4 protein-coding genes are annotated in these 5275 nt (G+C 71.6%); 1 reads left to right on the plus strand and 3 read right to left on the minus strand.

Going from position 1 to position 5275, the window contains the following annotated elements:
* The coding region (locus K2X24_RS16395) for a LysM peptidoglycan-binding domain-containing protein (RefSeq protein WP_292499415.1) at window positions 1–399 on the plus strand (399 nt) is incomplete at its 5' end.
* A 22-nt stretch (window positions 400–421) separates the two neighbouring features.
* Here K2X24_RS16395 and K2X24_RS16400 read toward each other — a convergent pair.
* The 3 genes from K2X24_RS16400 to K2X24_RS16410 form a co-directional block, all read right to left on the minus strand.
* Window positions 422–1975, minus strand: a complete 1554-nt coding sequence (locus K2X24_RS16400) for an FAD-dependent oxidoreductase (RefSeq protein WP_292499416.1) — start codon at window positions 1973–1975, stop codon at window positions 422–424.
* Between the two features lie 198 nt (window positions 1976–2173).
* Entirely contained in the window at window positions 2174–4087 is a 1914-nt protein-coding gene (locus K2X24_RS16405) for an ABC transporter ATP-binding protein/permease (protein WP_292499417.1), read from the minus strand.
* 120 nt (window positions 4088–4207) lie between these two features.
* A partial coding sequence (locus K2X24_RS16410; RefSeq protein ID WP_292499418.1) for a glutamate--tRNA ligase family protein occupies window positions 4208–5275 on the minus strand: 1068 nt, incomplete at its 5' end.

The following is a 5275-nucleotide window of genomic DNA, read 5'->3' on the forward strand; positions in this document are numbered from 1 at the left end:
CCGGCCGCCGCGCCCGGCGCCCTCGCGGCGATGGCGCCGCCGAACCCGGCGGCGACAACAAACCCGGCGGTGCCGCCGAACCGTGCGTCACCTTCCACCGAGGGGCCCACCCCCATCGGAGGGCCGGCGGCGGGGGCGGTGCGGCCGATGCCCGAGGCGGGCCCGTCGCGCGGTACCCCGACGGTCTACGTGCCGGAGATCGGCACCGCGCGGATTGTCCGGGGCGACAGCCTCTGGCAGATCAGCCGGCGTATCTACGGCAAGGGCACCCGCTACACGGTGATCTTCGACGCCAACCAGCCCCAGATCCGCAATCCCGACCTGATCTACCCGGGCCAGATCTTCGTCCTGCCCAGCGACGGCACGGCGGTGGGAACGCAGGACGACACGCGCGGCTGAAGGAGAGGTCGCCGGTCAGATCCTAGGCGGCCCCTCGCGCAAGGGCAGGCAGGTCCGCCCCGGCCTCGATCTCGGCCGCCGGGGGCAAACGCCCGAGGCCGAGCAGGTGCAGGAAAGCCGTGAAGGCACCGTTGCGACCGATGCTGCAGGCGGCGGTCACCCGGTCGCCCGTGACGTAGTAGGCGATGAAGTCGAGGGCGGCCGGGTCCCCCTGCATGACGATCCGGTCGAACCCTTTGGCGTATCCGCCATAATCGAGGCGCTTGTCGCCCTGGTTGCTCCAGAAAAACGGAGCGCCCGCGAACACGCCGCTCCGGCCGAGGATGGCATGGGCCACATGCGAGCCGTGCTGCTGCGCGAGACGCCAATGCTCGATCCGCGCGGTCTCGCCGCTCGCCTTCTCGGGGAAGGCCGCGATATCGCCTGCGATCCAGACGCCTTCCGCGAGCTTGAGGTCGCCGGCGACCACGAGGCCGCCGGCCTCGTCGGGCTCGACATCCGCGATCAGGCCGGTTTCCGGACGGGCGCCCGCCCCGACGAGAACGATGTCGGCCGGAAGGCGCCGTCCATCCTCCGTCTCGACGGCTTCGACGCGGTCGGTGCCGGCGATCCTGGCGACGGAACCGGTCTCGAAGGTGATGCCGTTGCCGGCATGGTACCGCTTCAGCGCCGCGCCCACCGCCTCGCCGAAGCGCTTGGCGAAGGGCGTTTCCTCGCGCGCCAGCACGGTGACGGACAGTCCGCGCTTCGTGAGGAACGCGGCGGCCTCCATGCCGATGAAGCCGGCGCCCACCACCACGACCGACCCGCCCTCGCCGGCCGCCTCGCTCACGCGGAGCGCGTCGTCGAGGCTGCGCAGGGTGAAGACCCCGCCGAGGTCCTTGCCGGGGAAGTCCGGCACCACCGCCCGGCTTCCGGTGGCGACGAGGATCGCGTCCGCGCTCAAGGTCCGGCCGTCCTTCAGGGTGATGTCGCGTCGCGCGGGATCGACCCTGGCGACCTCCGCGGTGATGCGGTCGACCGCGTTGATCGGGTCGAAATCGGGCTCGATCAGCACCTTCTCCGGCGGGGTCGGCTTGGCCAGGAATTGCTTGGAGAGCTTGGTCCGGTCGTAGGGCGGGTGCGCTTCGCGACCGACCATGGTGATGCGGCCGTCATAGCCTTCGCGGCGCAGCGTCTTCACGCAGGCGACGGCTGCGGCACCCGAGCCGACGATGAGCACGCTCCCCACGGTCGTGCCCGCCGTCCTCGTCGGCGCCGGCTCCGGCGTGAGGGTCGCGACGGCGTCGGTCCCCTCGATGCGGACCGGGTAGCGCGTCAGGGAATCGAGGGCCGGCGGCTCCTCCAGGCTTCCGTCGGCCAGCGCGAACGCGGCCTTGTGCCAGGGGCAGTAGAGGCGTCCACCGCAGATCTCGCCCTTGGCGAGCGGCGCCCCGAGATGCGGGCACTTGGCCTGAAACGCCCGCACGCCGGAAGTGTCGCGCACGAACAGCACCTTCTCGTCCCCCGCCGCCCCCTCCGTCATCCCCCCAATCGGGATCGCGTCGAGGGCAAGGCGGATCTCGGTTCCGGGCATGGCTGGCGTCCCTTCTGGCGAGCGCCATCGCGCCCGGCCTATCAAGTCGCCGGACCCGTTCGGGTTGCCTCCTGCGCCGCCGGAAGCACGGCGGAACCCGGATCCCCGGGCTCCCTCCGCCTCCCTCCGCCCCCCTCTGCGCCACCGCTGTCCGGTCGCAACCGGGTGGCCCTGCGCGGTGCGTCCCGGTACGGCGGGTTACTCGGCCGGCACGGTGGCCGGGCGCTTGGCGGCCGGCACCACGTCCTCGTTGCGCTGGAGGATCTCCAGGGCGGCATCGGCCTCGCGCTGGCGGCTCCACATCGCGGCGTAGACGCCGTCCTGTTCCAGCAGGGTGGCGTGGTCGCCGCGCTCGACGATGACGCCCTTGTCGAGGACGATGATCTCGTCGGCGTTCACCACCGTGGAGAGGCGGTGGGCGATGACGAGCGTGGTGCGGCCCTGGCTCACCGTGTCGAGGGCGTCCTGGATCTCGCGCTCGGTGAACGAGTCGAGGGCGGAGGTCGCCTCGTCGAGGACGAGGATCGGCGGCCCCTTCAGGATGGTGCGGGCGATGGCCACGCGCTGCTTCTCGCCGCCCGAGAGCTTCAGGCCGCGCTCGCCCACCGGCGTGTCGTAGCCCTCCGGCAGGGCCGAGATGAAACGGTCGATCTGGGCGAGCGACGCGGCGGCGCGGACCTCCGCCGGGGTGGCGTCCCAGCGGCCGTAGCGGATGTTGTAGCCGATGGTGTCGTTGAACAGCACCGTGTCCTGCGGCACCATGCCGATGGCGGCACGCAAGGACGCCTGCCGGACCGTGGCGATGTCCTGTCCGTCGAGGAGGATGCGGCCACCTTGCGGCTCGTAGAACCGGAACAGCAGGCGCGACAGGGTGGATTTTCCCGCCCCCGAGGGGCCCACGATGGCCACCGTACGCCCCGCCGGCACGTCGAAGCTGACGCCCCGCAGGATCGGCCGGGCCGGGTCGTAGGCGAAGCGCACGTTCTCGAACCGCACCACGCCGTCCGAGACGGCGAGCGGCAGCGCGTCCGGCTTGTCCGCGATCTCCGGGTTGCGGTGCAGAATCTGGAACATGTCGTCGATGTCGATCAGCGCCTGTTTGATCTCGCGGTAGATCATGCCCATGAAGTTGAGCGGCATCGAGAGCTGCACCAGCATGGTGTTGACCAGCACGAAGCCGCCGAGCGTGGTGCGCCCGGCCATGATGTCGGTGGCCGCCAGCCACATCACGATGGTCATGCCGATGGTGAAGATCACCGCCTGGCCGGCGTTGAGGACGGCGAGCGACACGTAGGTCTGCGTCGAGGCCTTTTCGTATTTCGCCATCGAGACGTCGTAGCGCTCGGCCTCGCGGAGTTCGGCGCCGAAGTACTTCACGGTCTCGAAGTTGAGCAGCGAATCCACCGCCTTGGTGTTGGCGTCGGTGTCGGAGTTGTTCATCCGGCGGCGGATCTCGATGCGCCACTGCGTCGCCTTCCAGGTGAAGGCGAGGTAGGCGGCCACCATCACGAAGACGACCACGGAGTAGATCCAGTCGAATTCGTAGGCGAGCACGCCGATGACGAGCAGGAACTCCACGATGGTGGGCACCAGCGTCAGCACCATCAGGCGCGACAATTCCTCGATGCCGCCGCGCCCGCGCTCCAGCACGCGGGTCAGGCCGCCGGTCTTGCGCTCCAGGTGGAAGCGCAAGGACAGCCGGTGCATGTGCTCGAAGGTCTGGAGCGCCAGGCGCCGCACGGCGTGCATCGCCACCTTGGCGAACAGGCCGTCGCGCACCTGCGTCAGCCCCGCCATCAGGATGCGCGAGAGGCCGTAGAGGCCGATCAGCAGCATCGGCGCGGCGAGCAGGCCGGTGGGGATGGCGGCCCCGGGCTTCGCGTCCGTCATCGCCACCAGGGCGTCGGTGGCCCACTTGAAGGTGAAGGGCGTCACCATGGTGACGAACTTGGCGACGATCAGCAGGCCGAAGGCGAGGAAGACGCGCCGCTGCAGGTCGGGCCGGCCATGGGGCCAGAGATAGGGCCAGAGGCGGCGATAGGTGGCCACCAGGCCGGGCCGCGCGGGCGGCGCGGCCGCGACCGGTGCCGCCGGGGCGGGGTCGGTGTTCATTCGGGTCCAGGGCTCGGGATTAAAACGCGTCGGGTCCGCATATAGGCGCGGCGTCCCGCCGGCGACAGCCACCCGTGCCGGCGGGGCGGGTGCGCGTGGACCGCAAGGGGCCCGCGCGCCTCACCCCTCCCCGGCCAGCCGGCGGGCCACCGCGTCCCGGCCGATCAGCGGCAGCAGGCCGGCGAGGTCCGGCCCGTGCTCCAGGCCGGTGATCGCGAGGCGCAGCGGCATGAACAGCGCCTTGCCCTTGGCCCCCGTGGCGGCCTTCACGGCGTTCGTCCAGGCCTTCCAGGTCTCCCCGTCCCAAGGGGCGGCCGGCAGGAGGGCGCCGGCGGCCCCGATGAAGGCCGGATCGGGCAGAACCGGGGTCACGGGCCCGGCGACGACGCGCCACCAGTCGCCGGCCTCCGAGACCTTGGCAAGGTTGGGCCGCACCGCCGCCCAGAACGCCTCGGCCCGCTCCGGCGCGACGCCGAGGGCCGCCAGCCGCTCGGCCACCTCGGCATAGGGCATGGCGTGGACGAGGCGGGCGTTGAGCCCGTCGAGCTCGTGCGGGTCGAACTTCGCCGGCGCCCGCGAGATCTGCGCCAGATCGACGAGGGCGGCCAGTTCGTCGAGCCCCGCCACGGCGCGCACCGATTCCGCCGAGCCCGTGAGCACCGCCAGCGAGCGCACGGCGCCCGGCTCGTAGCCGGCCTCGCGCAGGCCCCGGAGCGAGAGGTGGCCGAGGCGCTTTGAGAGCCCCTCCCCGTCCGCCGTGGTCAGAAGGTTGTGATGGCCGAAGACCGGGACCGTGGCGGCCAACGCCTCGAAGATCTGCACCTGCACGCCGGTGTTGGTGACGTGGTCCTCGCCCCGGATGACGTGGGTGATGCCCATCTCGGCGTCGTCCACCACGGAGGGCAGGGTGTAGAGGTAGCTGCCGTCGGCGCGGATGAGGACGGGGTCGGAGAGCGAGGCGCAATCCACATGGGCCTCGCCCCGCACGAGGTCGGTCCAGGCCACGGTGCGCGCGTCGAGCTTGAAGCGCCAATGGGGCTGGCGCCCCTCCGCTTCGAGCGCGGCGCGCTCGGCCTCCGTCAGGCTCAACGCCGCCCGGTCGTAGATCGGCGGCTGGCCGCGCCCGAGCTGGCGCCGGCGCCGCCGCTCCAGTTCTTCTTGCGTCTCGTAGCAGGGGTAGAGCCGGCC

Source organism: Methylobacterium sp. (assembly GCF_019750675.1).
GTDB lineage: Bacteria > Pseudomonadota > Alphaproteobacteria > Rhizobiales > Beijerinckiaceae > Methylobacterium.